The following is a 25,336-nucleotide window of genomic DNA, read 5'->3' on the forward strand; positions in this document are numbered from 1 at the left end:
GCGGCGAGCAGCGCCTCGGCCTGGCCGGGATAGCCCGCGCCGTGGCCGCCCCTCCGACCGGCGGGCCGGCGGGCCGGTCCACCCCGTACCGCCGGCACCGCGACACCAGCGGGCCCCCTCCGACCGGCGGGCCGGCGGGCCGGTCCACCCCGTACCGCCGGCACCGCGACACCAGCGGCCCCCTCCGACCGTGGGCGTGGGCCGGGTCCGTCAGGCGCCGCGCGCCAGGTCGTACGCCTCCCGGGCCTGGAACACGTCGTCGAGCCGCCGCTCGACCCAGCGGCTCAGCTCCCAGACCTGCTCGGCGACCTCCTGGCCGAGCGGGGTCAGCGAGTAGTCGACGCGGGGCGGGATGACCGGCTTCGCGTCGCGGCGTACGAAGCCGTCGCGCTCCAGGGTCTGGAGCGTCTGGGCGAGCATCTTCTCGCTCACTCCCCCGACGTGGCGGCGCAGCTCGCTGAAGCGGTACGAGCGCTCCCGCAGCGCGGCCAGCACCAGTACGCCCCAGCGGCTGGTCACGTGCTCCAGCACCAGCCGGGAGGGGCAATCCGCGCTGTTGACGTCCGGCGGGTTGGCCGCTGCCCGTAACGTCGCCTGAGCCACGGCTTCCGACCTTTCGCTTACCTTCACGCCAGTACCTTACTTCAAGGTGGGTACTTACGACTGGGATGGTACCCGGCCTAGGGTAACCGGGGTCGCGCGCCCAGCCCCGACCGGGCGCGCGCCGCCGGAACCGCACAACCGACCCGAGAGAGAAATCAGATGAGCATCGTCATCACCGGAGCGAACGGCCTGCTCGGTCGCCTCGTCATCGCCGACCTGCTGGCCGCCGGCGTACCGGCCGACACGGTCACCGCCGTCGCCCGGAGCGAGGCGAAGGCCGCCGACCTGGCGGAGCTGGGGCTCCGGCTGCACGTGGGCGACTACGACCGGCCCGAGACGTTCGCCGGTCTCTTCCGCCCCGAGGACCGGGTACTGCTGATCTCCGGCAGCGAGGTGGGCAAGCGGATCCCGCAGCACGGCAACGTGATCGAGGCGGCCCGCGCGGCCGGCGTGGCGCAGCTCGCCTACACCAGCGTCTTCGGCGGTCCCAAGGCCGATTTCACGCTCGCCGACGAGCACCGCGCCACCGAGCAGCTGATCATCGACTCGGGCCTGCCGTACACGTTCCTGCGCAACAACTGGTACTCGGAGGTCTACTTCGGCGACCTCGCCGGGGTGCTGGAGCGCGGCGCCCTCGTCAACAGCGTCGCCCCCGGGAGCCGCGTCGCCACGGCCGCCCGCGCCGACTACGCCGCCGCCGCGGCGGCCGTCCTGCACGGCGACGAACACCTGAACCAGGCGTACGAGCTCAGCGGCGACATCGCCTGGACGTTCGGCGAGTTCGTCGCGGAGCTGTCGCGGCAGACCGGCCGTACGGTCGTGCACGCCGTCGTCTCGCCGGAGGAGCAGAAGGCGATCCTCACGGGCGTCGGCCTCCCGGAGGGCTTCGCGGACGTCCTCGTCGACGTGGACGACGCGATCAACCGCGGGCTGCTCGCCGGTACCCCGGGCGACCTGTCCCGGCTGACCGGACGCCCGACGACGCCGATCGGCGAGTCGATCGCGGCGGCGCTGGCGACCCTGGCCGCCTGACCGGCCGGACCGACGGCCCTCCGGGCGGGCCAATGGCGGAGCGCCGGCGCGACCGGCCGGCGCCCGCCGCCCCGGTCACGGCGTACGGATCCTCCCCAGCATCGTGAGCACGTCCTGGGTCTCCCGCGCCGCGCTGTAGGCGGGCAGGTGCGGGATCTCGTACTTGAGGACGATCGTGTTCGCGATCGCGTCCGGCTCGCTCTCCAGCAGTATCTGCAGGTCGGGCGGGAGGTTGCGGGCGCCGCCGGCCCGTTCCAGCCGGCGGAGGAAGTCCCGCTGGGCCAGCCATGCCTGGAACTCGGCGGTGAACTTGTCCAAGCCCGCGCGGTGCACGTCCTGCAGATGGTGGGTCACCTCGTGCACCACCACCGAGGCGACCTCGTCGAGCCGGCCCTCCCGGATGAAGATGTGCCCGGCGCCGCCGGTACCGGCGGAGATGAACAGCCCGCCGCAGTCCTCGGCCAGGGCGCCCTCGCGGAGCAGCCGGGCGAGTTGCTCCTCGCCGTACACGTTGCGCAGCGCCGCCTCCGTGAGCGGATGCACCCGCCCGGCGCCGCGCAACTGGGCGAACACCTGCGCCCAGCCCGCGTCCGCGACGTCGGCGAGCAGTCTCTCGATCTTGGCCAGGGACTGGGCGCTGAAGGCGGTACCGCCCTGCACCGCGCGCAGCGCCGACCGGATCGCCCGCTGGCCGGCGGCGCGCTGCATCACCCCGGCCACGGCGCGCTCGGCGGCGGCCGGTGGCAGGGTGGCGTGTGCCGCCCGGATGAACTCGGTCGCGTCGCCGGCCTCCAACAGCATCCGCGTCGGCACCCGCAGCGCGTTGACCGCCCGCAGCACGTCGGCCACGTCCAGGACCAGGCCGGCGATGTCCATGGCGACCGCGAACAGGTCGGGCTCGCCGGCGGAGAGGTCCGCGATCCGGGGATCGAGCGCGACGTTGCTGGCCGCCGACTCCGCCGCGAAGTCCCGCACGCTCTCGCTGAGCTGGTACCCGCCGACGCCGACGGCCACCCCGGCGGCGACCAGGGCGAGCCCGCCGGACGCGATCGAGGCGATGATCCCCGCGGTGAGTCCGACGGCGGCGACGGCCGTACGCACCATCGCCGCGTCCGCGTCCTCCCGGCGGGCCCGTTCCTGCACCGCGCCGAGCAGCACCTGGTTGCCGGAGATCCCGAGGTCCTGGGCGGTGAGGCGCACCACGTCGGGCAGGTTCCACACCTTCAGCCGCCCGGACTCGATGTTCTGCCTGGTCTGCTCGATGTTGTCCCGGATCTCGGTCAGTTTCGCGCCCAGCAGCCGGTCCAGGGTCTCCTCGTCGGCGCCGGCGATCTCCGCCGCCGAGACCTGCAACAGGATCGGGAACTGGACCCGCGCCTCGGCCTGCCGGCGCCGCAGCGTCTCCTCCCGCTCCTCCCGACGCGTGCGCAGCGCGCCGAGCCGCTGGTGCGCCGGGCTGACGCCGCCGTCGGGCAGGTCGGCCAGCAGCCCCTGTTCCTGGCGTCGCAGCTCGTCGACGTCCAGTTGGGTGCTGTGCAGTTCGCGCGCGGCGGCCCGCAGGTTGTCCCGGTCGGACGGCTGCGCGGAGCAGACGGCGGCGTACCGGGATATCTCGTCGTCGACGATGCGCAGGTTCTGGTCGAGCTGGGTCTGGGCGACCTGCCGGCCCCGCTCCAGGAACCGCGCCGGGAACTCCTCGTCGACCAACCGGACCATGGCGCGTTCCCGCTCGCCCTGTTCCCCGGCCGGTACGCCCAACTCGTCCAGCAGCGGGCTGATCTGGCTGTTGAGCTGCTCCACCTCGGCCCGCAGCGCCTCGACCCGCTGCCGCAGCTCCGCCATCATCTGGTCGTTGGGCGGCACGCCGTGCTCGGGCGGCTCCCGACGCTGCCGCTCGCCCTCCTCCAGTTCCCGGGTCCGCTCGGCGAGCCGGGCTCGTCGCTCGTCCCGCTCCTGGATCATCCCGACCACGGCCGAGCCGGGCACCGCCCGGGCGACCAGGTTCCGGTCGGCCGGCGGCAGCGGCGGCACCCGGCTCAGCACCAGCGAGGCCTGCAGCAGGGCGTCGCGGTCGGCGGGCGCCAGGGCGGGCTCGGGATCCCGTTGCACGCTCAGCGCCGGGGCCCGCGCGGCGGGTCGGGGCAGCAGCGCGGCCACCGCCTCGTTGCCGGCGGTCCGCTGCAGTTCCAGGAGCCGGTGCCGGGCGACCCCCGCCCGCCGGCCGATCGCCGCCACGTCCGACACCGCCGCCACGTCCGACACCGCCGCCAGGTCCGGTACCGGCACCGCGACCGGCGCGGGCGCCGCCGCCGGTACGCGCGCCGCGCCCCGCGCGGGCGCCGCCGGCGGCAGTTCCGAGCTGCTGTGACGAGATCCCACCATCGCCGGGACCTTCCTCGACCGGTGCAACGGGTCTCCACATTCTCCGGTCCGGGCGAACCGGAGTCCGGCGGCCGGCCCGCATTCGACCCGAAGGGGCCGCCGATTCGGCTCCATCGGGCGGCCCTTGGGCCGTGTCCTGTCGATCATGTCGGCCCGCGGCGGGATTCAGACGGCCGACCCCGGCGCGGCGGCGAGATCCCGCTGCATCAGCAGCGTGTCGATCCAGCGGCCGTGCTTGCGGCCGACCCCGACGAGCCGGCCGGCGGGCACGAAGCCGAGCCGGCGGTGCAGCACGGGCGACGCCTCGTCGCCGGTGTCGGCGATGACCGCGACGACCTGCCGTACCTCCGCCCGCTGGCAGCCGCTCAGCAGGTCCTGGAGCAGGGCGCGACCGAGCCCCCGGCCGGTCCAGCCGGGAGCGAGGTAGACCGAGTCCTCGACCGTGTGCCGGTACGCCGGCTTGGGCCGCCACGGGCCCGCGTAGGCGTACCCCACGACCTCCGTCCCGAGCTGGGCGACCAGGAACGGCAGCCCGCGCTCGGCGAGGTCGTCGAGGCGTTCCCGCCAGGCGGCGACCGGAGGCACGTTCTCCTCGAACGTCGTGACGGTCTCCGTGACGTAGTGCGCGTAGATGTCGGCGACCCGCGCCAGGTCGCCGGGCGTCGCCGGACGGATGTTCGCTTCCGCCGCCGTCATGGCTCTTTCCTCCACGATCTCCCCGTCGGGCGGATCGCCTCGACCAGCCGTACCGCGGCACCGAGCCGGCCCCGTTCGTCGGCGCTCAACGTCGGGTTCGCGCCGCGGTATCGCCGCGCCTCGTACAGCGCGGACGGCGGCGGCGCGCCGGCCACACCGAGGAATTCGGCGAGCATCTCCCGCGCCGGACCGGCCAGCCCGCCGGCCGGTTGGACAGCTACCTCGGCCAGGATCAACGCGGAGACGGCCACGTCCAGCTCCGGTGCTCCTTCCGCGGCGTTGCACCAGTCGATGACCACCGGACCGCGGCTGCTCATGATCACGTTGTCGGGATGCAGGTCCCGGTGCAGGATCCGGGCGCGCGAATCCGGAGAGAGCCGGGCCGGCAACCGGTGCAGCCGGGTGTGCAGCTCCGCGAGGAGTTCGGCCGCCTCGGGCGTACCCAATTCGCCACCGGTCAGGGCGCGCAGCATGGTCGGACCCTCGACCCGCTCCAGCACCAGGTCGGTACCGCTCGCCGAGTAGACCGCCGGGACCGGGTAGCCGAGCCGGTGCAGGTGCGTCAGCACCGCACCGTGGGCGGACACGTCGGCACCGAGGCGGGACCGACGGAGCACCCGCCCCGCGTCCAGGGCGTAGACGTCCGCGTCCCGTCCGGCGGCGAGCAGGACCGGCGCCTTTGCGGGCTCCAACAATTCCATGTAGGCGGCTCAGGGCGCGGTCGGGGCGGAGACCCTGGCCTCGACCGTCGCGGCGAAGCGGGTCAGCTCGGTCGGGGCGGCACGGTCCCGGGAGGCGGCCGCCACCTCGACGGTGGCCTTGGCCCGCAGGTCGAGCCGGGTGATCCGGCCGGCGACGACGGGTACCCGCACGGTCACCGGCTCGCCCGCCGGGGCAACCGGTTCGCCCTGGCCACCCCGCCTGGGCGGCCGGGCCAGCACCCGTACCTCGTGCTCGCCGGGGGCCAGGCGGTAGCACCAGGTGCGCCAGGAGAGCGGGTGCGCCACACCGTCGATGCTCAGCGTCGGCCACGGCAGCCAGGCGTTCGGGTCGGCGTTCGGCCGGACGCCGACGCGGATCCCGTTCCAGACGTAGTCCCGCTCCGCCCCGGCGGTGACGACGAGCAGGCCACGGTCGCCGCCGGCCAGGCCCGCGGGGGGCGGCCCGTCGCCCAGGAAGAGGCCGTTCTCGGCGACCGACGCGGGCGCGCCCGCCCCGGCCTCGGACGAGACCTCGGCGCGGTACCGGCGGTCGGCGGCGCCCTTGACCTTCACGGTGAGTACGGCCGCCGCGGCGGCGAGGACGAAGAGGGCCGCGACCAGCAGCGGGCCGGGCCGCAGTCCCGCCGCGTCGGCGAGCAGCACCACGACGGCCAGGGCCGCGAGGGCGGCCACGAATCCCGAGATGCCCGAGCCGAGCCGGCGCCGGGCCGGTGCCGGTACGAGCACCCCCTCGGCGGCGCCGAAGGAGGCCGGCATCCAGTACTCCAGTTCGGCGATCTCGCCGACACCCGGCCGCACCAGCCTGGCCGTCTCCGTCGCGGCGCGGCCCCGCAGCTCCACCAGGTGCTCGCCGGGCTCGGTCACCACGACCATCCGGCCGACCCCGTGCCACATCGGCCGGTCGTCGACGCCGACGGCCCTGGTCGCGACCCAGTTCGCCGGGTCGGTCGTCCGGGTGCGGATCCGTACCGAGATCCCGGCCGTACCGTCGGGCAGCGACGGCGCCGGCTCCCCATCCGGCCAGGGCAGCACCGGCGCGCCCGGGTATCCGGTCGGCGGGAGCAGCCTCTCCCAGCGGTTCACTTCTCGGTGTCCAGCGCGTCGTCGATCTGCTTGTCGGACATCTTCGGGTCGCCCGCCTCCTGGTTCTTCCACGTACCCGTGCTGACGTTGACGAACGGTCCGGCGTACCCCCGCCAGTCCGCCAGGACCGAGGCCGTGATCCGGGCGACGGTCGACATGGTGGCGCTCGCGCCGCTGAACTCGACGACGCTCTTGGCCACGTTCGCCTTGAGCGCCCCGGGCAGCAGCTTGCCGAGCAGCACACCGATCTTGTCGAGCAGGGTGACGACCCGGTCGACGATGGCCACCGCGCGGGACGTCGCCGAGGTCGCCTGCACCGCGGTCGCCGCGCCGGCCGCCGCGACCGAGCCACCCGCCGTCGGGACGGACAGGGCCATGGCGGCACCCCACTCGATGATCATCCACTCGATCAGGGTGGCGATGATGCCGATGATGATCTGCTGCACCGCAGCCATGATCTTCGAGAAGAGCGTGAGCAGCCCGGAGATCGAGGCGGCCTCGCCGGCGGTGGCCTGGATGCCGTCGGCGAACGTGAGCAGTCGGGCCTTGGCGGCCTCGGCGTCCTTGCCCTCCCACTCGATGAGGTGGTCGGTGGCCGCCTGGCGGGTCGCCTCCGCCAACGGCAGGAGCGCGTCGCCGAGCTCCTTCCACTTCGCCGCGTACGGCTCGATCCGCTCGGCGTTGCCGGTGACGAGGCTCAGCAGGTCCTCGAGCGGCTGGACGAAGTCGATGAGGAAGGTCAGTCCGGCCGAGATGAGCCAGTTCAACGGGTCGATCGCGAAGGCGACCGCGTTGCCGACGATGTCGGCCGCGCCGGCGTAGATGTCCGACCACTCGCCCTCGGTGATGCCGGTGTAGAGGTTCTTCGTCGCCTCGCCGAACGGCAGCACCGAGGCCGGGTCCAGGTCGACGGCGTTGGTGATGCCGAGGTTGCCGGCGTACTGGCTGCCGTCGTTCGGGTTGTTGCTCAGGTACGCGTCGTTGTCGTCGGTGTTGGTCACGAGCGGCTACTTCCGTCCCCGACCCGCGCGGCGCCGCTCACTTGCCACCGCTCAGCTTCTCCTGGAAGCGCTTGAACGCCTGGTCGAGCGCCTCGTCCAGCTGGCAGTAGCGCTGCGCCGTCTCCTTGATCGCCCCGCTCTGCGAGTCGAGCGCCTCGGCGATCTTCCGGATGTGGTCGCGGGCCTCCTCGGCCTTCTGGTCGTACTTCCACTTCATGATCAGACCCAGCCCGCCCCAGAGTATGCCCGGCGGGTCGGCGTCCTTCAGGCCGGTGGCGATCTGGTCGGCGCTGGTGCTGAGCGCCTTCATCACCTCGGCCGTGCTGGTGAGCTTGTCCGTCGGGACAACGATGCCGTCACCCACCGGCGGCACTCCTCTCTGCTCGCGGGCGGAAGGTTCGCGTACGCGCGGTCATCGGCGCCCGTCCCGTTGGTCGAGGATGTCCCGTACGTGCTCGGGAACCGCCTCGCGGACCAGCTCGGTGACGCGGCCACCGGTCAGGCTCGTACCCAGCTCGGCCAGGCGCAGCGCCCGCGCGGCCTGCGCTTCCCGGATGGCGGCGAGGATCATCTCCGCCAGGTGCCGTCCCCGGCGCAGCGCCACGTCGTCGATGTCGAGCCGGGCGAGCACCCCGTCGGCGTCCACCTCGGCGCGGACCGTACCGTCGGAGGAGAACCCCTCGCCGGTCAGGCCGCCGGCCCGGTCGACGTACTCCTGGTAGCGGTCGATCGCCCGCCGGTTCCGCTCGCGGATCTCCTCGACGAAGGCGCGGACCTCGTCCGGGTGCTGGAACTCGCGCGGCGCCCCGGGCCGGGGCGGGAAGACCTGGTCGCGGTCGCTAGGCTCCGGGCTCACCTGGCCCCACCGTCCAGTTCGGCGCGCAGCTGCGCCGGAGTCGGCAGCGGTGCGAAGGGCCGGGCCAGCGCCGTACGGTCGCCCATGATCTCGGCCAGCGTGGCGGCCAGTTCCTGGCCCATCCGGGTGTTCGCCTCGCGGATCGTCCGCACCACGAGTTCGCCGAGCGCGGCGCCACCGAGGTGGAACGCGCGCGGACTGAGCTGGAGGTCGCGTACCGCGCCGCCGGGACCGACGACGACCGTCACGGCGTGGTCCTCGCTGGTGACCTCCACCGCCGCCTCCGCCACCGCCTCCCGGATCCGGCGGCTGCGTTCGGCGATGCCGTCAGCGTCCACGCTGGCGCTCCTCTCACTCCTCGTCGATGCCCTCGCCAGAGGTTGCGACCAACCATAGGCGTACGCGTCACCGGCCCCGTTCCCGTGCGGACCGACCGGTGTGGACATCATCGACGATCTCACCGGCCGAGGTCGAGACCGGGGCGCTCAGCCGCCGCCGCTGCCGCCCGCGCTGGCCGCCGCGGCCCGCTGGTCCCACAGGCAGATGACGACGCCGAGCACGAAGATCTGTACCGGCAGCGGCAGCCCGGGCAGCTCGGCGACGATCTCGCTGCGCCAGAGGCTGGTGCGGCGTACCGACCCGACCCGGACGTCGCCCGCGTAGAGCTGCTGCTCGGTGCCGAAGAGGGACGCCCGCTGGAAGTGGTACGTCTCGTCGCCGGCCCGTACCGTCCAGCGCCGCCGGCCGACCCGGTCGGCCGAGGCGACCGGCTCGTCGTGCTCGTCGTGCATGCCGTACCGGTTGCCCCAGGCGTTGCTCCGCATCCGGTAGCGCCGGCCGGCCAGCTCGAACTCGCCGCCGCTGCGCCAGACCGAGCTGTCCCAGACGCTGACCACCCGACCGTCCGCACTGATCTCGTACCGGCTGCGCCAGACGCTGACTTTCCGAGCCCGCAACATGCCGCCAGGGTAGTGCCGCCCGGCCACGTGCACCCGGCGCGTCGATCTAGGGCAAATCGTCGTGTTTAGAGGTCAACTCACAGCGATTTGCCCTAGATCGACGCGGTCAGCTCGCCGGGGCGGAGAAGGCCGCGAGCTTGTCCGGGTTCATCATCCACAGCACCCGGTCGATACCCTCGGCCGAGGCGTCGACGGTGACCACCGCGAAGACCGCGCCGTCGCGGCGCAGCACGGCGGCCTCCTGCCCGTTGGCGCTCGCCCAGGCCACGTCGACCCCGACCCAGAACCGGTCCGCGAACGCCGCGACGTACCTCGCCACCCGGAGCGCACCCACCACGGGAATGCGGGAGGCCCGCACGCCACGACCACCGTCGGAGTAGCTGGTCACGTCCGCCGCCAGCAGTTTCTCCAGCTCGGCCAGGTCGCCCGTGCGCGCGGCGGCGACGAACGCGGTCAGCAGCCGGCGCTGCTCCTCCCCGCTCACCGGCGTGCGGCGGCCGGTGACCACGTGCTTGCGGGCCCGGCTGACCAGCTGACGGACCGCGACCTCGCTGTGGCCGAGGATCTCGGCGATCTGCGGGTACGGGTAGTCGAATGCCTCGCGCAGCACGTACGCGGCCCGCTCGGTCGGCGAGAGCCGCTCCAACAGCAGCAGCACCGCGAACGACAGGGCCTCGCCCCGCTCGGCGCCGAGCTGCGGATCCGCGCCGGTGTCGACGGGTTCGGGCAGCCACGGACCGACGTACGTCTCGCGGCGGGCCCGCGCGGACTGCACGGCGTTGATGGCGAGCCGGGTCGTGGTGGTCGCCAGGAACGCCGCCGGGTTGGCCACTCGGCTCCGGTCGTAGGTCTGCCAGCGCAGCCACGTCTCCTGGACCAGGTCCTCGGCCTCGCTGGCGCTGCCGAGCATCCGGTACGCGATGCCGAACAGGCGGGGCCGTAGTCGCGCGAAGACCGCGGCGGCCTGTTCGAGATCGTCGGCCCGCTCGTCCCCGTCCGACGCCGCGGTCTCCGTCACCTCATCGCCCCAGTCCCGGCCGAATCCCGGTCTCGGCCGATCTCCCGATCCCGGCCGAATCCCCGATCTCGGCCGATCTCCCGGTCTCGGCCGGATCCCCAGGTCGGGCCGGGGACCGGTCCGCCGGGCGGACCTCGCCGAACGGCTGCCAGCGTACGCGGCGGACCGCCGACGGCCGGACGAGGGCCGCCCGGCGTGATCGGCGGCGCGGCGTGAACCGGGCCCCGCCCCACACGCGCGACCGGCGGGGGTCACGCCGGCATCTCGGGCGGCGCCGGAAGGTCGTCCGGATGCCGCCGGGTGCGGATCGCGTCCCAGATCGCCACGGCGGCCAGCACGGCGGTGGCGGCGGCGGTCGCCACCACCGGAGGCATGCGCATCAGCAGCGGCGCCAGCGCGCCGAGTACGCCCCAGGCGGCGATCCGGGACCACGGCACCCGGCGGAAGACCTCGTACTCGAAGCGGGACCGGGCGACCAGGAAGAGCGCCGGACCGCCGAGGATGATCCAGAGCCAGGCGGGGTCCAGCTCCCCGAACGGCTGGTCGATCACGAGTTCGTAGCCGGCCCCGGTCACGAAGATGCCGGCGATCATGAAGAAGTGGGTGTGGATCCCGGACTGGCCGAGCAGCGCCGGCCGGGACGCCCGGGCTATCGCCGTACCGAGCACGGAGCCGGCGCGGTGGAAGTAGATGCGCCAGATCAGCACCGTGGTGACGAAGGAGAGCACGACCGGCGCCACGCCCGACGGGGTGAACTGCTTCGCGAACGCCGTACCCATGACCAGGATCGACTCGCCGAGGGTGATGTTGACGAACTGCTGGAGGCGCTCGGCGAAGTGTTCGGCCCGCAGGCGCCAGTCGGTCAGCCTCGAGCGGCCGAGCCACGGCGTGGGCCAGCCGAAGGTCAGTCCGAGGTAGTCCAGCGCTATCGCGATCGTCCAGAGGATCCCGCGGGCCGGGCTCTGCGGGAACATCGCCGCCCCGATCAGCCACGGTACGGCCGTGACGACGGTCCAGCAGAGGGTCCGGGCGGGGACCAGCCGCGCGCTACCGCGCAGCACGAACCAGAGCAGGGCGGAGCGGCCCACCTGCACGGCGACGTACGTACCGGCGAAGGTGAGCCCGCGCGGGCCGAACGCGTGCGGCAGCGTCACCGCGATGACCATGCTGCCGAAGGTGATGGCGAAGATCGAGATTTGGACGGCCGGATGCTGGGGGTCGTACGCGCTGGTCGTGCGGGCGGCCATCACCCAGACCAGCCAGAGGGCGACCAGGAGCAGCATCGTCTGGCCGACCTCGGTCGCCAGGACCCGGCGCTGGGCCGTGAAGTCCCCGATCAGGCGGGACGCGAGCTGGGTGAACGCGAAGACGTAGACGAGGTCGAGGAAGAGTTCCAGGAAGGTGGCCCGGGTCGGGCCCTGGCCGGCCGGTGGACCCGTCAGCCAGTCACTGATCGCCATCGGCCCGTCTACTCCGTCCGCCCGGTACGCCAGAGTCGTACCTATCACGGCCCTTCGAGATCATGGTGTGGTTTCAGGCCATTGGCCCGGTTGTTCTGGTCGCGGCGACCGGCGCGCGCCGGCCAGATCGACATCCGTTGACGTCCCGATAGCACGTCTGTAACATCTGGCCAACGTACTGAAAAATTTGAACAACTGGATGTCGGGTTCAAATCTCAGTCCTGAAAGTTCCAGCGTGCCCGCACCTCCCCACCCCCACCACTCGCGGCGCGCCAGCCGCTCCCCCACCGCCGCGGGCCGGCCCACCCGGCTCGGCCCACTCCCGCGAGCCCGGGCACCCCTGGGCACGGGCCGGCCGTGACGGCGCGAACCGACGGCCCCGCCGAACCGCGAGTACCCGTCCCCCGAGCGACAAGGACCCGTGATGAGACGACGCAATCTGAAGGCGGTGCCGGTGGCGGTCGCCATCGCCCTGGTCACCGCCGCGACGCCGGTGCCGGCCGGCGCGGCCGCCGCCGCGCCGGCGGACGCCCGCTCACGACCGGCGGCCGCACCCGCCGCCGCGCCCGGCACCACCGCCGCCGCGCCCGGTACCGACGTCCGCGCGGCGGCCACCAACCTCGCCCAGGGCCGCCCCACCCAGGAGAGCGGGCACACCCAGGACTACGACTCGTCCCGGGTCGTCGACGGCAACCAGGGCACCTACTGGGAGAGCGTCAACAACGCGTTCCCCGCCTGGGTGCAGGTCGACCTCGGCTCGGCGGTACCGGTCAACAGCGTCGTACTGAAGCTGCCGGCCGCCAACTGGGGCACCCGGACGCAGACGCTGAGCGTGCGCGGCAGCGGCAACGGGTCGACCTTCAGCGACCTGGTCGCCTCGCAGACGTACACGTTCAACCCGGCCAGCGGTAACACCGTGACGATCAACTTCACGGCCGCCACCACCCGCTACCTGCGGATCAACATCACCGCGAACAGCGGCTGGCCGGCCGGGCAGCTCTCCGAGCTGGAGGTCTACGGGCCGGACGGCGGCGGGGGCGACACCACCGCGCCGAGCGTCCCGGGCACGCTGTCGTACCGCACCTCGGGCAGCACGATCACCCTGGACTGGGGCGCGTCGACGGACACCGGCGGCAGCGGCCTGGCCGGCTACAACGTCTACCGCAACGGCGGACTGATCGCGACGCTCGGCACCGTGCTCACGTACGCCGACACGCAGCCGGCGACGGCGACCGTCTCGTACTACGTCCGGGCGCGCGACGGCGCCGGCAACCTCTCCGGCAACAGCAACACCGTCACCCGGACCGGTACGCAGCCCCCCGCCTGCACCAACGTCGCGGCCGGCAAGACGATGACGGCGACCGGCTCGACCTTCACGTTCACCCCGGAGAAGGCGAACGACGGCTCGCTGGCCACCTACTGGGAGGGCGCGGCGGGCTACCCGCAGAGCCTGACCGTGGCGCTGGGCGCGAACCATGTGATCACCTCGGTGACCGTCAAGCTCAACCCGGACCCGGCCTGGGGCACCCGGACCCAGAACTTCCAGATCCTCGGCCGCGACCAGGCCGCGACCGCCTACACCAGCCTGGTCGGCGCGGCGAACTACCAGTTCGTCCAGGGCAACAACGTGGTCTCCGTACCGGTGAGCGCCACCACCTCGGACGTGCGGCTCCAGTTCAACTCCAACACCGGCGCCCCCTCCGGCCAGGTGGCGGAGCTGGAGGTCTGCGGCACGCCGGCGCCCAACCCCGACCTGGTGGTCAGCGGGTTGACCTGGACCCCGGCCGCGCCCACCGAGGCCACCCCGATCACTCTGACCGCCACGGTCGGCAACATCGGTTCGGCCGGCGCCGGCGCGACCACCGTCAACTTCAGCCTCGGCGGTACGGTCGTCGGCAGCGCGCCGGTGAGCGGGCTGGCCGCGGGCGCCTCGGCCACCGTCTCCGTCAACGCCGGCACCCGGCCGATGGGCAGCTACAGCGTGGGCGCGGTGGTCGACCCGACCAACACGATCGTCGAGCAGAACAACGGCAACAACAGCGCCACCGCGCCGTCGCCGCTGGTGGTCGCCCAGGCGCCCGGCCCGGACCTGCAGGTCACCGGGATCACCACCAACCCGGCGAACCCGGCGGTCGGGGCGAGCGTCACCTTCACGGTCGCCGTGAACAACCGCGGTACCAGCGCCTCCGGCGGCACCACCGTCACCCGGGTGGTGGTGGGCGGCACCACGCTCAACACCAACACCGGATCGGTCGCGGCGGGCGCCACCGTCAACGTGGCGATCAGCGGCAGCTGGACCGCGACCAACGGCGGCGCCACCATCACCGCCACCGCCGACGCGACCAACGTCGTCGCCGAGACCAACGAGGGCAACAACAGCCTCTCCCGGTCCATCGTCGTCGGGCGCGGCGCCGCGGTCCCGTACACCGAGTACGAGGCCGAGGCCGCCAACTACCAGGGCACCCTGCTCACCGCCGATCCACTACGTACCTTCGGGCACACCAACTTCGGCACCGAGTCCTCGGGCCGGCAGTCGGTGCGGCTGAACAGCCAGGGCCAGTTCGTCGAGTTCACCTCGACCAACGCGGCCAACTCCATCGTGGTGCGCAACTCCATCCCGGACGCCGCGAACGGCGGCGGGATCGAGGCGACCATCAGCCTCTACGTCAACGGCACGTTCAACCGAAAGCTGACGCTGTCGTCCCGCAACAGCTGGCTCTACGGGCTCACCGACGACACGGAGGGGCTGTCGAACACTCCGCAGGCGAACGCGCGCCGCCTCTTCGACGAGTCGCACGCGCTGCTGTCCCAGTCGTACCCGCCGGGCACCCGGTTCAAGCTGCAACGCGACGCGGGCGACACCGCCTCGTTCTACATCATCGACATGATCGACCTGGAGCAGGTGGCGCCGCCGCTGAGCCAGCCCGCGGGCTGCACGTCGATCACCCAGTACGGCGCCGTACCGGACGACGGGCTCGACGACACCGCGGCGATCCAGCGGGCGGTGACCGACGACGAGAACGGCGTCATCTCCTGCGTCTGGATTCCGCAGGGCCAGTGGCGCCAGGAGCAGAAGATCCTCTCGCCGGACCCGACCCGGGGCACGTACAACCAGAAGGGCATCCGCAACGTCACGATCCGCGGCGCGGGCATGTGGTACTCGCAGCTCTACACCAACACCGAGCCGCAGAACGTGGTGGGCAACATCAACCACCCGCACGAGGGGAACGTCGGCTTCGACGTCGACGACAACACCCAGATCTCCGACCTGGCCATCTTCGGCATGACGACGAACCGGGCCAACCGCGGGCACGGCATCAACGGCCGGCTCGGCAAGAACACGAAGATCAGCAATGTCTGGATCGAGCACGTCAACGTCGGCGCCTGGGTCGGCCGCGACTACAGCGACACCCCGGCGTACTGGAACCCGGGCGACGGCATCGAGTTCAGCGGCATGCGGATCCGCAACACGTACGCCGACGGCATCAACTTCGCCAACAGCACGCGCAACTCGCGGGTCTTCAACTCGTCGTTCCGTACCACCGGCGACGACTCGCTCGCCGTCTGGGCCAGCCGCTACGTCAAGGACCAGGCGGTGGACATCGGGCACGACAACCACTTCACCAACAACACCATCCAGCTGCCCTGGCGCGCCAACGGCGTGGCGATCTACGGCGGCTACGGCAACACCGTCGAGAACAACCTGATCTACGACACGATGAACTACCCGGGCATCATGCTCGCCACCGACCACGACCCGGTGCCGTTCTCGGGGCAGACGCTGATCGCCAACAACGCGCTCTACCGTACGGGCGGCGCGTTCTGGGGTGAGGCGCAGAAGTTCGGCGCCATCACGCTCTTCGCGCCGAACCGGGACATCCCCGGGGTCGTGATCCGGGACACCGACATCTACGACTCCACCTACGACGGCATCCAGTTCAAGTCCGGCGGCGGGAACATACCGGGCGTCACCATCACCAACGTACGGATCGACAGGTCCAACAACGGCGCCGGCATCCTGGCGCAGAACGGGGCGCGCGGCAGCGCGACGCTGACGAACGTCACCATCACCAACTCGGCCACCGGCGACATCGTCCGGGAACCGGGTACCAGTTTCACGATCACCGGCGGCTGACCGGCGGTCGGCGGACGGGCGGCGCGTCGCTCCGGCAGGGCCGGGGCGACGCGTCGCCGCGTCCGGACCGCAGCGCGGCGCCGGGCGGCTCGGACCGCGCGGGGGGTCAGGCGGCGAAGGCCGCGAGCAGCGTACGGACGGCGGCCGTCAGGTCGGCCCGGCTGGCCGGCGTACCGGGCTCGGGGGCGGTGAGCGCGCCGGCCCCGGCGAGCCGGTCGAAGAGCAGCCCGTCGAGGCAGGCGACGATCCAGTCACCGGCGCGGGCCGGGTCGGACGCGCCCGCGGCGGTCATCATCGCGCGCGCGTGGGCCCGGGACGCGGCCCCGTACGCGAGGATCGTGCGCAGCTCCGGGTGGTGGGTCGCCTCCAGGACACAGGCGTACCGGGCGAGGGCCCGCCGGCGGTCGGTCGAGAGCGAACGGTCGAGCATGACGGCGATGCCGGCGGCGAGCCGGTCGAGGTCGTCCGGACCGTACGGGCCCGGCGCGGCGAGTTCGGCGGCGACCGTGGTGCCCTCCAGGTCCTGCTGGTCGAGTTCGGCGAGCCGGTGCACCACGGCCTCGATCAGCGCCTTGCGGGTGCGCAGGTACGCCGAGGTGGTGCCCTGGGGCAGTCCGGCCCGGGCATCGACGGCGCGGTGTGTCAGGCCGCGCATGCCGAGGTCGGCGATGAGGTCGATCGCCGCGTCGGCGAGGACCGCGACCCGTTCGCTGGCCACGTGGTGCTCCCTTCTCCCCGCCGGTAGTATCGTCTTCTACACCTGTAGAAGGAGTGGCGGCATGCGGACGGCGATCGTGATTGGTGGCGGAATCGGCGGACTGGCGGCGGCGATCGGGCTGCGCCGCGCCGGCTGGGACGTCACGGTGCTGGAGCGGGTACCGGAGATCGCCCCCGTCGGCGCCGGGCTGGTGCTCCAGGCCAACGGCGTACGGTGCCTCGACGCGCTCGGCGTCGGCGCGGCCGTACGGGCCGGCGGGCGCCCGGACCACGGCGGCGGCCTGCGGGCCCCGGACGGGCGCTGGCTGGCCCGGATGGACGGCGACGTCCTGGCGGACCTGCTCGGCACCGACGCGATCGGCATCCACCGGGCGGCCCTGCACCGCATCCTCCTCGACGCGCTGCCGGCGCAGACCGTACGGACCGACGCCGAGGTGACCGGGGTGACCGAGGACGGCACGGTCCGGTACCGCTCCGCCGGCACGGAGACCACGCTCCGCGCCGACCTCGTGGTCGGGGCCGACGGCATCCACAGCGCCGTACGCGCGGCGCTCTGGCCGGAGCACCCCGGCCCGGTCGCGGTCGGGGTGGCCGCCTGGCGCGGCGTCACCCGCGAACCGTGGCCCGGCGAGATCGAGGTGGCGGTCACCTGGGGCCGGGGCGAGGAGTTCGGCGTCGTACCGCTGCACGACGGGCGGATCTACTGGTACGGGGCGGTCAACGCGCCGGCGGGCCGGCCCGGGCCCGAGCCGGCGGTCGGCGTCCGGGAGCGCTTCGGGGGCTGGCACGAGCCGATCCCGGCGCTGCTCGCGGCCACCGACCCCGACCGGGTGCTCCACGACGACCTGCGCTGCCTGGAGCCGCCGCTGCCCACGTACGCCCGGGGCCGGGTCGTGCTGCTCGGCGACGCCGCGCACGCCATGACGCCGCACCTCGGGCAGGGCGCCAACCAGGCGCTGGAGGACGCGGTGGTCCTCGCACGGACGGGAGACCCACGCGAGTACGACCGGTTGCGCCGCCCGCGCAGCCAGCGGGTGGCCCGCGCCTCCCGGCAGGCCGGGCGGCTCACCGCGGTGGAGAACCCGCTCGCCGTGGCGGCCCGCAACGCGCTCATGCGGCTCGTCCCGCAGCGGGCCGCGCTGCGCTCCATGGCGCGCTACGCCGACTGGCGACCGCCGGCGGACGGCCGGGCGTGACGGAGTCGGAGTTCACCGCGCGGGATCAGCGGGCGAGCAGGTCGCGCAGCGCCTTGACCACGTCGGCGGGGGCCTCCTCGGCCATGAAGTGACCGCAGGAGACCGTACGGTGGTCCAGGTCGGACGCCCAGGCGCCCCACCGCGCCTTCGCGTCGAAGCCCAGCGCCGCGCCCCAGTCCTGCTGGAGCACGGTCACCGGCATCCGCAGCCGGTTCCCGGCCTCCCGGTCGGCGGTGTCGTCCGCCACGTCGACGAAGGCCGACGCGCGGTAGTCCGCGACGATCGAGGTGACCGCGCCCCGGGAGGCGGCCAGGTACGCCGCCCGCACGTCGGCGGGGATCGCCTCCGGGTTGCGGCTCCAGATGTCCAGGAAGTGTCCGAAGAACTCGTCGGCGCTGTTGCCGATCAGCCGCTCGGGCAGGCCGGGCGGCTGCGCCATCAGGTAGAGGTGGAACCCGACGGCGGCCGTCGTACCGTGCATCACCTCCCAGGTGTCCAGGGTCGGCAGCACGTCCAGGGAGGCGAGGTGGGTGACGGCCGCCGGGTGGTCGAGTCCGGTCCGGATGGCGACGAGCGCGCCCCGGTCGTGCCCGGCCAGGGCGAACCGCTCGTGCCCGAGGGCCCGCGCGAGGGCGACGACGTCGGCGCCCATGGTGCGCTTGGCGTAGGTGCGCCCGTCGGTGTCGGCCGGCTTGTCGCTGTCGCCGTACCCGCGCAGGTCGGGCACGATCACGGTGTGGTCCGCGGCCAGGTCGGCGGCGACGTGCCGCCACATCAGGTGGGTCTGCGGGAAGCCGTGCAGCAGCACGATCGGCCGGCCCGCGCCGCCGACGGCCACGTTGAGGGCCACGCCGTCGGCGACCGGAACGCGTCGGTACTCGAATCCATCGATTCTGGGGGTCATCCGTTCAGCCTTTCCGCTGGTGGGACCGGTCGGCTGGTCCGGCCGGCCCGACCAGCCTGCCCGGCTCCGATCAGCAACCGATCAGCCCGCGCGCAGCGCAGGCCCCGCCGTAGGCTTCGGGCCGGGAGGTGCTCGGGTCGGTGGTGACGTTCGGCGTGCTCGGGCCGTTGGTGGCCGAAACCGGGCACGGTCCGGTCGGGCTGCGCGGCCCGCGGCACCGGGCGGTACTGGCCCGGCTGCTGATCGCTCGGCGCCGGGTGGTGCCCGTCCGCCGGCTCGTCGAGGACCTCTGGGACGACCCGCCCGAGGGGGCGGTCGGCGCCATCCAGACCTTCGTCGCCGCGCTGCGCCAGGCCATCGAGCCGAACCGGCCGCCCCGTACGCCGGCCCGGCTGCTGGTGACCGAGGCGCCCGGGTACGCGCTGCGGGCCGCCCCCGACGCGGTGGACGCCTGGCGGTTCGAGTCCGCGCTGACCGAGTCGAACGAGCTGCTGGCGGCGGGGCGGCCCGAGGCCGCGCTGGCCGGGCTGGAGGCCGCGCTCGGGCTGTGGCGGGGCCCCGCCTACGCCGAGTTCGCCGACGAGCACTGGGCCCGCGCCGAGGTCACCCGGCTGCACGAGCTGCGGCTGCTCGGCGTGGAGCGGCGGGCGGAGGCGGCCCTGGCGCTCGGGCGGGCCGATGCCGTGGTCGCCGACCTGCGCGCCCAGGTGGCCGAGCACCCGTGGCGCGAGCACGCCTGGCGCCTGCTCGCGCTCGCCCTGTACCGCTCGGGCCGGCAGGGCGACGCGCTGGACGCGCTGCGTACGGCGCGGGGCGTGCTCGTCGCGGACCTGGGTCTCGACCCGGGGCCCGAGCTGCGGCACCTGGAGGCGGACATCCTCGCGCAGGCACCCCGGCTGGACGCCCCGGCGGCGCGGCCCGTCGCGCCGCCGCCGGCCCCACCGGCACCCGCCCCGCCCACGCGGACCGGGCTGCTGCCGGCCGAGCCGGGTCCCGGGGTGCGGGGTGCGCCCGGCGAGCCGGGTCCTGGCGTGCCGGGCGGGCCGGGCGGGGCGCTCGCGGACCGGCCCCGGCTGTTCGGGCGGGACGCCGAGTACGCCGAGCTGGCCCGTGCCGCCGCGGCGGTACGCACGGGCCGCCGGCTCGGGCTGGCCCTGCTCTCCGGCGACGCGGGCGCCGGCAAGACGGCCCTCGCCGAGGCGCTGGCCACCGGCCTGGCCGCCCAGGGCTGGACCACGGCCTGGGGCGGCAACCCGGAGCACGAGGGCGCGCCCGCCGCCTGGCCGTGGCACCGCATCCTCGCCGGCCTCGCCGAGCGCGGCCACGGCCCCGCACCGGCGACGGCGGCACCGCCCGCCGGCAGCGCGGAACCCGCGACGGACTCCGCGACGGACCGCGCGACAGACCACAGGTCGGAACCCGCGACGGACTCCGCGACGGACCGCGCGACAGACCACAGGTCGGAACCCGCGACAGACCCCGCGGCGGCCCGGTTCCGGATGCACCGCGCGGTGCTGTCCTATCTCGACGGTGTGGCCGCGCGGGGCCCGCTGCTGCTGGTCCTCGACGACCTGCACCGGGCCGGCGAGGAGACCCTGGCGCTGCTCGCCGCGCTGCTCGCCGAGCCGGTCACCGGACCGGTGCTGGTCCTCGGCACGTTCCGCACCACCGAGATCTCCACCGGCCTCGCGGAACTGCTCGGCCGGGCCGCCCGCGCCGAGCCCAGCCGCGTCTACCTCGGCGGCCTGCCGGCGGAGGCGGTCGGCGAACTCGTCCACGCCACCACCGGGCGGGCGGTCCCCGAGGCGACGGCCCGCGCGATCCACGAGCGCAGCGGCGGCAACCCGTTCTTCGTACGCGAGCTGGCCCGGCTCCTCGACGCCCAGGGCGACGCCGCGCTCTCGGCGGTACCGGCCGGTGTCCGGGACGTCATCCGGCATCGGCTCGCCGCCCTGCCGGAGGCCACTCGTACCGTGCTGCGGCAGGCCGCGGTGCTCGGCCGGGACGTGGACCTCGACCTGTTGATCCCGCTCGCCGGCGACGAGGAACTGGTGCTCGACGCGGTGGACTCGGCGCTGCTGGGCGGCTTCCTGGTCGAGTCCGGGCCGGACCGTTCCCGGTTCGCGCACGCGCTGGTGCGCGACGCCCTGTACGAGGAGGTCTCCCAGGCCCGGCGGGCGCGTTGGCACGGCCGCATCGCCGAGACGCTGGAGGCGCTGCGCCCGGGCGACGTCGAGGCCCTGGCCCACCACTTCCTGCTGGCCCCGGGCCGGCCGGCGGCGGCGAAGGCGGCCCGCTACGCCGCCGCCGCGGCCGACCGGGCGCAGCGCCGGTTCGCCCCGCACGAGGCCGCCCGGCTGTGGCGGGCCGCCCTGGCCGCGCACGACCGGGCGGTACCGGAGCGGACCGCGCCGGACGGGACGGCGCCCGACCCGACCGCCGAGGCCGCCGAGCGGACCCGGCTGGAGCTGGTGACTGGGCTGGTGCGCGCCCTCGCCGTGACCGGGAACCTGGAACAGGCCCGGCGGCACCGGGCCGAGGCGATCACCACCGCCGAGCGGCTCGCCGATCCAGAGCTGACCGCCCGGGTGCTCGGCGCGTTCGACGTGCCGGGGATCTGGACGGCCAACGACGATCCGGCGCTGGCCGCGCGGATCGTCGCGGTCATCCGGCGCACCCTCGCCGCGCTCGGGGACGGCCCGAGCGCCGAACGGGCCCGGCTGCTCGGCGCGCTCGCCATGGAGCTGCGCGGCACCCGGTCCGCCGAGGGCCGGGCGGCGGCGGTCGAGGCGGAGGCCATCGCCCGCCGGCTCGGCGACCCCGCGCTGCTCGCCTTCGCCCTCAACGGCCGGTTCATGCACGCCTTCGAGCGGGCCGGGCTCGCGCCGCGGCGGGCCGCGATCGGTACCGAGCTGGTCGAGCTGGCCGCCGCGCACGAGCTGGTCGCCTTCGAGGTGCTCGGGCACCTCGTGCTGCTCCAGGCGCGTTCGGCGCTGGCCGACTTCGCCGCGGCCGACGCGCACGCGGCCGCGGCCGACCGGCTCGCGCGGCGGTACGACATCCCGCTGGTCGGCGTCTTCACCGACTGGTACGCGGCGCTGCGGCTCGCCGTGGCGGGGCGTACCGGGCCGGCCGAGGAGAGGTACCGGAGCGCGGCGACCCGGCTCGGCGGCACGGGCATGTGGGGACTGGAACCAGGGCTGCTGCCACTGGCCCTGCTCGCCCCACGGCTGCGGGACGGAACCGTGCCCGGGGTGGACCCGGACGCCGACTGGGGACCGTACCGGGACTGGGTACGGCCGCTCGGCCGGCTCGCGGCCGGCGACCGCGCCGGGGCGCTGGCGGCGCTGGCGGCCATACCGGAGTCGCCGCACGACCTGCTTCGCGAGGCGCGCGCCTGCCTCGTCGCGGTGGCCGCCGTCGCGCTGCGGGACCGCCCGGCGATGGAACGCGGCTACGCCGAGCTGCTGCCCGCCGCCGACGAGCTGGCGGGCGCCGGCAGCGGGCTGCTCACCCTCGGTCCGGTCGCCGGTCACCTCGCGCGGCTCGCCGCCGGGCTCGGCCGGCCGGCGCGGGCCCGGGAGCACGAACGCCAGGCGGCGGAGGTCGCCGAGCGGGCCGCCCGCGCGACACCTGCCATCCGTTGAAAGATCAGACAACGGTCGCCCCACGGTCAGCTGCCGCAGGCATCCTGCCCGGGTGCCGAAGCTACCCGCCGTCACCGCCTACCGCGTCCTCGGTACCGCCGGTGCGGCGATACTGGCCTGCGCCGGTTGGGCGGCCGGGGCGTTGCCCGTCCACCAGCCCGACACCCCGCTCTGGCTCATCCACTGGCGCGACCACTCGCGGCCGGCGCTGCTCGGCGGATACCTGGGGCTGACGCTGCTGACGGTGGCGTGGTGGTGGGCCGGGCGGGAACTCCAGCGCCACGGCGGCGTGGACCGGCGCAGCCTGCTGACCACGCTCGCGCTCTGGTCGAGCCCACTGCTGCTGGGTCCGCCGCTGTTCAGCCGGGACGTCTACAGCTACCTGGCGCAGGGGTCGATGGTGCTGACCGACATCGACGTCTACCGCTTCGGCGTCTCGCGGCTCGGCGGGCGGCTCGCCGCCGAGGTGCCGGCGATGTGGCAGCACACGCCAGCACCGTACGGGCCGCTCTTCCTCGGCCTGGCCGCCGTGGTCGCGGGCCTGGTCGGTACGAAGGTGACGGTCGGCATCCTCGGCATGCGGCTGCTGGCGCTGGCCGGCGTCGGCCTGCTGGTCGTCTTCCTGCCCCGGCTCGCCCGCCACTGCGGCGTACCGCCGATGGCGGCGCTCTGGCTCGGGGTGCTGAACCCGCTGGTGCCGCTGCACCTGATCGCCGGGGCGCACAACGAGGCGGTGATGCTGGGGCTGCTGGTGCCGGGGCTCTGCCTGGCCTTCGAGCGCCGCTTCGTCCTGGCCACGGTCCTGGTCACGCTCGCGGCGCTGGTGAAGGCGCCCGCCGTGGCCGGGCTGCTGGTGGTGGTCTCGCTCTGGGCTCCGTACCGTCTCGGCGGCCTGGCGGCGCTGCGGGCCGGCGGCGTCATGGCCGCGCTGCGGGCCGGCGGCGTCATGGCCGCGCTGCGGGCCGGGGTGCCGGCGCTGCTGGGCACCGCCGCCATCGCGGCCGTCACCACGGCCGCCGTCTCGGCCGTCACCGGCATCGGCTACGGCTGGCTCGCCGCCCTCAGCACGCCGATCTCCAAGCACAGCTGGTCGCTCTCCAGCGCGCTCGGCCGGGGCTCGACCGCCCTGCTGGAGGCGCTCGGGGTCGAGGCCGGCGAGGCGCCGATGCGGTTCTGGCTCTGGGCCGGCCTGCTCGCCGCCCTGGGTACCGCCGCGTTCGCCTGGTGGCACCGGCACCGGCTGGGCCCCGCGTACGCCCTCGGGCTGGCCCTGGCCGCGGTGGCCCTGCTCGGTCCGGCCACCCGCCCCTGGTACGGGCTCTGGGGGCTGGTGCCGCTGGCCGCCTCCGCCCCACCCGGACGGGTACGCGGGCTGGTGGCCGCGGGCGCCACCGCGCTGGCGTTCGTGACGATGCCCGACGGCTTCGGCCCGGACGGCGACAAGTTCCTGCTCGCCGTCGCCGGGGTGCTGCTCGGGGTGGTGGCGGTGCTGCTCGTCCTCGCGACCCGGGCCCACCCGCGCGCCCTGCCCGGCGGGATCGCCGCCCCGCTGCCCGAGCGCATCGCCGCCCCGCTGCCGGGTACGCCCCGATGAGCCGCACGTACCGCCGGGCCGCGCTGGTCTGCGGGCTGGCGCTGGGGATCGCGGTGGCGATCGCCCTGCTCCCCGGCCATCGTGGCTGGTTCGACGTGGGCGTCTACCACGGCGCCGTCAACTACTGGGTGCACGACGGCGGGCAACTCTACGACTACCTGCGGCCCGGCACCAGGTACGGCTTCACGTACCCGCCGTTCGCGGCGGTCTGCATGCTGCCGATGGCGCTGCTCGGCTGGTACCCGACCATCGCCGCCAACCTGCTGCTCACCGCCCTGGCCGCCGGTTTCCTGCTCTGGCTGCTCGTCGACCCGCTCGCGGCGCGGCTGCCCGTACCGCGCTGGTTCACCTTCGGGATCGCCGTCTGCCTCTTCGCGGCGCTCAACCCGGTCCGCGACACGGTCAGCTTCGGCCAGATCAACCTGCTCCTCGTGGCGCTGGTCTACCTCGACCTGTGGCTGCTGGAGCGGGGCAGCCGCCTCGCCGGAATCGGCATCGGGCTCGCCGCCGCGATCAAGCTGACCCCGGCCGTCTTCGTCGGGTACCTGCTGCTCACCCGCCGCTGGCGGGCCGCCGTCACGGCCGTCGGCTGCGCGGTGGCGAGCACGCTGCTGGCCGCGACCGTGGCGCCGGCGGCCTCGCTGACCTACTTCGCCGAGGCGATGTGGGACACCGGCCGGATCGGCGTGCTCGGCTACATCTCCAACCAGTCCCTGTCGGGTCTGGTGGCCCGCTGGGATCCGCCCGGCCCGGACGGGCCGACCTGGCTCCTGCTGGTCGGCGTGGTGCTCGCCGCCTGGGCCTGGCGGGCCCGCTGGGCGGGGCAGCTCGGCGACGACCGGGCCGGATTCGCCCTGACCGGCCTGGCCGGGTGCCTGGTCAGCCCGATCACCTGGGTGCACCACCTGGTCTGGGCGGTGCCGGCGCTGGTGGCGCTCGCCGCGGTGACGCTCCCGTGGCCGCCCGCCGGGGCGGCCCGGCGGCGGTTCCGGTTCGGCGTCGGGGCGTACCTGGTGCTGGTCAGCGGCCTGGTCTGGCTCTGGTCGGTGGACCACCGGGGCGTGCTCGGGTTCGTGGGCGGCAGCAGCTACGTGCTGGTCACGCTCGGCCTGCTCGCCCTGCTGCCGATCCGCCCCGGCCGCCCGGCCGTACCGACCACCCTGCCCGAGCGCACCGCGGTACCGGCGGAAGTGCCCGACCGCACCGCGGTACCGGCGGAAGTGCCCGACCGGACCGCCGCGCCGGCCACCGTGCCCGACCGCGCCTGACCATTTCCGGCCCGCCGTTCGTCGGGGACGGCCGGAACTCTGGCCGGATCCGCTCTCGCCGCC

At 74.3% G+C, this 25,336-nt stretch carries 20 protein-coding genes; 6 read left to right on the plus strand and 14 right to left on the minus strand.

Features of this window, described 5'->3' with window-relative positions:
* Positions 1-210: 210 nt before the first annotated feature.
* Positions 211-603, minus strand: a complete 393-nt coding sequence (locus AB0J86_RS31235; RefSeq protein WP_363861247.1) for a helix-turn-helix domain-containing protein — start codon at positions 601-603, stop codon at positions 211-213.
* A gap of 159 nt (positions 604-762) precedes the next feature.
* On the opposite strand from AB0J86_RS31235, the gene AB0J86_RS31240 reads away from it, so the two are divergent.
* A complete protein-coding gene (locus tag AB0J86_RS31240) occupies positions 763-1,635 on the plus strand; it encodes an SDR family oxidoreductase (RefSeq protein ID WP_363861248.1) in 873 nt (290 codons plus the stop codon).
* A 75-nt stretch (positions 1,636-1,710) separates the two neighbouring features.
* On the opposite strand, the gene AB0J86_RS31245 is transcribed toward AB0J86_RS31240, so the two are convergent.
* From AB0J86_RS31245 to AB0J86_RS31295, 11 genes are all read right to left on the minus strand, one after another.
* Positions 1,711-4,017, minus strand: a complete 2,307-nt coding sequence (locus AB0J86_RS31245) for a hypothetical protein (RefSeq protein ID WP_363861249.1) — start codon at positions 4,015-4,017, stop codon at positions 1,711-1,713.
* A 165-nt stretch (positions 4,018-4,182) separates the two neighbouring features.
* Positions 4,183-4,713, minus strand: coding sequence for an N-acetyltransferase family protein (locus AB0J86_RS31250; protein ID WP_363861250.1), 531 nt, complete (start codon positions 4,711-4,713; stop codon positions 4,183-4,185).
* Complete coding sequence (locus AB0J86_RS31255) at positions 4,710-5,414, minus strand: phosphotransferase (RefSeq protein WP_363861251.1); 705 nt, start codon at positions 5,412-5,414, stop codon at positions 4,710-4,712. The genes AB0J86_RS31250 and AB0J86_RS31255 overlap by 4 nt, the downstream gene beginning before the upstream one ends.
* A gap of 9 nt (positions 5,415-5,423) precedes the next feature.
* Entirely contained in the window at positions 5,424-6,518 is a 1,095-nt protein-coding gene (locus AB0J86_RS31260) for a hypothetical protein (RefSeq protein WP_363861252.1), read from the minus strand.
* Entirely contained in the window at positions 6,515-7,519 is a 1,005-nt protein-coding gene (locus AB0J86_RS31265) for a hypothetical protein (RefSeq protein WP_363861253.1), read from the minus strand. The genes AB0J86_RS31260 and AB0J86_RS31265 overlap by 4 nt, the downstream gene beginning before the upstream one ends.
* Before the next feature lie 37 nt (positions 7,520-7,556).
* A complete protein-coding gene (locus tag AB0J86_RS31270) occupies positions 7,557-7,883 on the minus strand; it encodes a hypothetical protein (protein ID WP_363861254.1) in 327 nt (108 codons plus the stop codon).
* A 48-nt stretch (positions 7,884-7,931) separates the two neighbouring features.
* Positions 7,932-8,375, minus strand: coding sequence for a YbaB/EbfC family nucleoid-associated protein (locus AB0J86_RS31275; RefSeq protein ID WP_363861255.1), 444 nt, complete (start codon positions 8,373-8,375; stop codon positions 7,932-7,934).
* The gene (locus AB0J86_RS31280) at positions 8,372-8,713 is read right to left on the minus strand and encodes a YbaB/EbfC family nucleoid-associated protein (protein ID WP_363861256.1); all 342 of its coding nucleotides are present in this window, start codon (positions 8,711-8,713) and stop codon (positions 8,372-8,374) included. The genes AB0J86_RS31275 and AB0J86_RS31280 overlap by 4 nt, the downstream gene beginning before the upstream one ends.
* A 147-nt stretch (positions 8,714-8,860) precedes the next feature.
* The gene (locus tag AB0J86_RS31285) at positions 8,861-9,334 is read right to left on the minus strand and encodes a hypothetical protein (RefSeq protein WP_363861257.1); all 474 of its coding nucleotides are present in this window, start codon (positions 9,332-9,334) and stop codon (positions 8,861-8,863) included.
* A gap of 106 nt (positions 9,335-9,440) precedes the next feature.
* Entirely contained in the window at positions 9,441-10,352 is a 912-nt protein-coding gene (locus AB0J86_RS31290) for an RNA polymerase sigma-70 factor (RefSeq protein WP_363861258.1), read from the minus strand.
* A 251-nt stretch (positions 10,353-10,603) separates the two neighbouring features.
* Positions 10,604-11,812 (minus strand): low temperature requirement protein A, encoded by a 1,209-nt coding sequence (locus AB0J86_RS31295; RefSeq protein WP_363861259.1) that lies wholly within the window; start codon positions 11,810-11,812, stop codon positions 10,604-10,606.
* Positions 11,813-12,236: 424 nt separating this feature from the next.
* Between AB0J86_RS31295 and AB0J86_RS31300 the strand changes: the two genes are divergently transcribed.
* A complete protein-coding gene (locus AB0J86_RS31300) occupies positions 12,237-15,947 on the plus strand; it encodes a CARDB domain-containing protein (RefSeq protein ID WP_363861260.1) in 3,711 nt (1,236 codons plus the stop codon).
* Positions 15,948-16,053: 106 nt separating this feature from the next.
* On the opposite strand, the gene AB0J86_RS31305 is transcribed toward AB0J86_RS31300, so the two are convergent.
* Positions 16,054-16,665, minus strand: coding sequence for a TetR/AcrR family transcriptional regulator (locus AB0J86_RS31305; RefSeq protein WP_363861261.1), 612 nt, complete (start codon positions 16,663-16,665; stop codon positions 16,054-16,056).
* 61 nt (positions 16,666-16,726) lie between these two features.
* On the opposite strand from AB0J86_RS31305, the gene AB0J86_RS31310 reads away from it, so the two are divergent.
* Positions 16,727-17,860 carry an FAD-dependent monooxygenase gene (locus AB0J86_RS31310; RefSeq protein ID WP_363861262.1) on the plus strand — a complete coding sequence of 378 codons (1,134 nt, stop codon included), beginning with the start codon at positions 16,727-16,729 and terminating at the stop codon, positions 17,858-17,860.
* A gap of 25 nt (positions 17,861-17,885) precedes the next feature.
* On the opposite strand, the gene AB0J86_RS31315 is transcribed toward AB0J86_RS31310, so the two are convergent.
* The gene (locus tag AB0J86_RS31315) at positions 17,886-18,764 is read right to left on the minus strand and encodes an alpha/beta hydrolase (protein WP_363861263.1); all 879 of its coding nucleotides are present in this window, start codon (positions 18,762-18,764) and stop codon (positions 17,886-17,888) included.
* A gap of 140 nt (positions 18,765-18,904) precedes the next feature.
* Here AB0J86_RS31315 and AB0J86_RS31320 point away from each other — a divergent pair, with 140 nt between their 5' ends.
* Genes AB0J86_RS31320 through AB0J86_RS31330 form a run of 3 tightly spaced genes read left to right on the plus strand, consistent with a single transcriptional unit; the run spans position 18,905 to position 25,273 of the window.
* On the plus strand, positions 18,905-22,411 hold the full coding sequence (locus AB0J86_RS31320) for a BTAD domain-containing putative transcriptional regulator (RefSeq protein WP_363861264.1): 3,507 nt from the start codon (positions 18,905-18,907) through the stop codon (positions 22,409-22,411).
* Positions 22,398-24,005 carry a polyprenol phosphomannose-dependent alpha 1,6 mannosyltransferase MptB gene (mptB, locus tag AB0J86_RS31325; protein WP_363861314.1) on the plus strand — a complete coding sequence of 536 codons (1,608 nt, stop codon included), beginning with the start codon at positions 22,398-22,400 and terminating at the stop codon, positions 24,003-24,005. The genes AB0J86_RS31320 and mptB overlap by 14 nt, the downstream gene beginning before the upstream one ends.
* The gene (locus AB0J86_RS31330) at positions 24,002-25,273 is read left to right on the plus strand and encodes a glycosyltransferase family 87 protein (protein ID WP_363861265.1); all 1,272 of its coding nucleotides are present in this window, start codon (positions 24,002-24,004) and stop codon (positions 25,271-25,273) included. Before mptB ends, AB0J86_RS31330 begins: the two co-directional genes overlap by 4 nt.
* Positions 25,274-25,336: the final 63 nt, after the last annotated feature.

It is taken from the genome of Micromonospora sp. NPDC049559 (genome assembly GCF_040676675.1).
In the GTDB taxonomy this organism is placed as follows: Bacteria; Actinomycetota; Actinomycetes; order Mycobacteriales; family Micromonosporaceae; genus JBFAPK01.

What these genes read in the sequence shown, in the direction of transcription:
- AB0J86_RS31285 (WP_363861257.1), bottom strand. Translation starts at nt 9,334, where the DNA reads ATGTTGCGGGCTCGGAAAGTCAGCGTCTGGCGCAGCCGGTACGAGATC.
- AB0J86_RS31315 (WP_363861263.1), bottom strand. Translation starts at nt 18,764, where the DNA reads ATGACCCCCAGAATCGATGGATTCGAGTACCGACGCGTTCCGGTCGCC.
- AB0J86_RS31300 (WP_363861260.1), top strand. Translation starts at nt 12,237, where the DNA reads ATGAGACGACGCAATCTGAAGGCGGTGCCGGTGGCGGTCGCCATCGCC.
- AB0J86_RS31310 (WP_363861262.1), top strand. Translation starts at nt 16,727, where the DNA reads ATGCGGACGGCGATCGTGATTGGTGGCGGAATCGGCGGACTGGCGGCG.
- AB0J86_RS31295 (WP_363861259.1), bottom strand. Translation starts at nt 11,812, where the DNA reads ATGGCGATCAGTGACTGGCTGACGGGTCCACCGGCCGGCCAGGGCCCG.
- AB0J86_RS31250 (WP_363861250.1), bottom strand. Translation starts at nt 4,713, where the DNA reads ATGACGGCGGCGGAAGCGAACATCCGTCCGGCGACGCCCGGCGACCTG.
- AB0J86_RS31255 (WP_363861251.1), bottom strand. Translation starts at nt 5,414, where the DNA reads ATGGAATTGTTGGAGCCCGCAAAGGCGCCGGTCCTGCTCGCCGCCGGA.
- AB0J86_RS31240 (WP_363861248.1), top strand. Translation starts at nt 763, where the DNA reads ATGAGCATCGTCATCACCGGAGCGAACGGCCTGCTCGGTCGCCTCGTC.
- AB0J86_RS31330 (WP_363861265.1), top strand. Translation starts at nt 24,002, where the DNA reads ATGAGCCGCACGTACCGCCGGGCCGCGCTGGTCTGCGGGCTGGCGCTG.
- AB0J86_RS31245 (WP_363861249.1), bottom strand. Translation starts at nt 4,017, where the DNA reads ATGGTGGGATCTCGTCACAGCAGCTCGGAACTGCCGCCGGCGGCGCCC.